We start from the raw sequence: 2,775 nt of genomic DNA, 5'->3' as shown, positions 1-2,775 counted from the left end.
GGCCCCGAGGCATCCGTCGTCGTTCGATCGCGCCGGCGCGCCTACTCGGTGCCGAGATCGGCGAGCCTGGCCTCCTCGTCGGCGTGGATCGCCGACTCGATGAGCGGGTCGAGCGCGCCGTTCATGACCTGGTCGAGGTTGTACGCCTTGTAGCCGGTGCGGTGGTCGGCGATGCGGTTCTCGGGGAAGTTGTACGTGCGGATGCGCTCGGACCGGTCCATCGACCGGATCTGCGACTTGCGCGCGTCGGAGGCCGCCGCGGCGAGCTCCTCCTGCTGGCGCGCCAGCAGGCGGGCCCGCAGCACGCGCATCGCCGCCTCACGGTTCTGCAGCTGCGACTTCTCGTTCTGCATCGACACGACGATGCCCGTCGGCAGGTGGGTGATGCGCACCGCCGAGTCGGTCGTGTTGACCGACTGGCCGCCGGGCCCGCTCGAGCGGTACACGTCGATCTTGAGGTCGTTCTGGTTGATGTCGACCTCTTCGGGCTCGTCGACCTCGGGGAAGACGAGCACGCCCGTCGTGGAGGTGTGGATACGGCCCTGGGTCTCGGTGACGGGCACCCGCTGCACGCGGTGCACGCCGCCCTCGTACTTGAGATGCGCCCAGACGCCCTGCGCCGGATCGGTCGCGTTCGACTTGATCGCGACCTGCACGTCCTTGTACCCGCCGAGGTCGGACTCGTTGCGCTCGAGGAGCTCGGTCTTCCACCCCTTCGACTGCGCGTACTGGATGTACATGCGCAGGAGGTCGGCCGCGAAGAGGGCGCTCTCCGCGCCCCCCTCGCCGCCCTTGATCTCCATGATGACGTCACGCCCGTCGTCGGGGTCGCGCGGGATCAGCAGGCGCCTGAGCTTCTCCTGCGCCTGCGCGAGCCCCTCCTCGAGGGCGGGCACCTCTTCTGCGAAGGCGTCGTCCTCCTTGGCGAGCTCGCGCGCCGCGTCGAGGTCGTCCTGCGCCTCGTGCCACGCCCGGTTCGCAGCGACGATCCGGCTCAGCTCGGCGTAGCGCCGGTTGACCTTCTTCGCACGCACGGCGTCGGCGTGCAGCGCCGGGTCGGCGAGCTCCTCCTGGAGCTGCGCGTGCTCATCGAGCAGCGGCTGAACCGATTCGAACACCTCGGCCTCAGCGGTGGTCGGTCTCGTGCCCGTGCGAGTTGCCGTGGCCGGCGACCGGCATCGACTTCTGCATGAGCAGCAGGAACTCGGCGTTCGACTGCGTCTCCTTCAGGCGGCCCAGCACGGCCTCGAGCGCGGGCTGCTGGTCGAGGCCCGCGAGCGCGCGACGCAGCTTCCACGTGATCTTGACCTCGTCGGGGCTGAGCAGCATCTCCTCACGCCGGGTCGACGACGCGTTGACGTCGACGGCCGGGAAGATGCGCTTGTCGGCGAGCTGGCGCGAGAGGCGCAGTTCGCTGTTGCCCGTGCCCTTGAACTCCTCGAAGATCACCTCGTCCATCTTCGAGCCGGTCTCCACGAGCGCGGTCGCGAGGATGGTGAGCGAGCCGCCGTTCTCGATGTTGCGCGCGGCACCGAAGAACCGCTTCGGCGGGTAGAGCGCCGACGCGTCGACGCCGCCCGAGAGGATGCGACCCGAGGCGGGTGCGGCCAGGTTGTAGGCGCGGCCGAGTCGCGTGATCGAGTCGAGCAGCACGACGACGTCGTGGCCCAGCTCGACGAGGCGCTTCGCCCGCTCGATCGCGAGCTCGGCGACCGTCGTGTGGTCTTCTGCCGGACGGTCGAAGGTCGAGGCGATGACCTCGCCCTTGACCGTGCGCTGCATGTCGGTGACCTCTTCGGGGCGCTCGTCGACGAGCACGACCATGAGGTGGACCTCGGGGTTGTTCTGCGAGATCGCGTTGGCGATCTGCTGCAGCACGATCGTCTTGCCGGCCTTCGGCGGCGCGACGATGAGGCCGCGCTGGCCCTTGCCGATCGGGGCGACGAGGTCGATGATGCGCTGCGTGAGCTTCGTCGGCTCGGTCTCGAGGCGCAGGCGCTCCTGCGGGTAGAGCGGCGTCAGCTTCTGGAAGTCGACGCGTGCGGCGGCCTCGTCGATGGACTGGCCGTTGACCGAGTCGACCTTGACGAGCGCGTTGTACTTCTGGCGGCTCGACTGCTCGCCGTCGCGCGGCTGCTTGATCGCACCGACGACGGCGTCGCCCTTGCGCAGGTGGTACTTCTTCACCTGGCCGAGCGAGACGTAGACGTCGCTCGGGCCGGGCAGGTAGCCCGTCGTGCGCACGAACGCGTAGTTGTCGAGGACGTCGAGGATGCCCGCGATCGGGATGAGCACGTCGTCGTCGAGGATCTCGGGCTCGAGCTCGTCGCCGGTACCGCCCTGGCCGCGGCGCTTGCGGTCGCGGTAGCGGCTGCGACGGCCGCCCTCGCCCTCGCCCTTGTCGGCCTGGTTCTGGCCGCCCTGCCCGCCCTGGGCCTTGTCGCCCTGCTTGCCCTTGTCGGCGTCGCCCTGGCGGTCGGCGGACTTCTGGTCGTCGCCCTTGCGCGCGTCGCCGTTCTGGTTCTGGCCGTTGCCGTTCTGGCGGCCGCCCTTCTGGGCCTCGCCCTTCTGGGCGTCGGCCTTCTGGGCGTCGTCACCGCGCTCGGCGCGCTCGGCGCGCTCGCCGCGCTCGCCGCGCTCGGCACGGTCGCCGCCGCCGCGACGGCCGCGGTTGCGGCGGCCGCCCTGCCGCGGCTCCTCTGCGGGCTGCTCGCCGTCGGCGCCCTCGGTGCGGGCGCCATCGCGGGCGCTCTCGCCGGTCGCGGCGGCGAGCTC

2 protein-coding genes are annotated in these 2,775 nt (G+C 70.7%); both read right to left on the bottom strand.

Features of this window, described 5'->3' with window-relative positions:
* Positions 1–41 precede the first annotated feature (41 nt).
* Entirely contained in the window at positions 42–1,118 is a 1,077-nt protein-coding gene (prfA, locus tag ACWGPE_RS18535; protein ID WP_231431490.1) for a peptide chain release factor 1, read from the bottom strand.
* A 7-nt stretch (positions 1,119–1,125) separates the two neighbouring features.
* The coding region (gene rho, locus ACWGPE_RS18530) for a transcription termination factor Rho (protein WP_452049238.1) at positions 1,126–2,775 on the bottom strand (1,650 nt) is incomplete at its 5' end.

It is taken from the genome of Agromyces sp. NPDC055658 (assembly GCF_053618155.1).
This window is presented reverse-complemented; position numbering and strand designations above follow the sequence as displayed.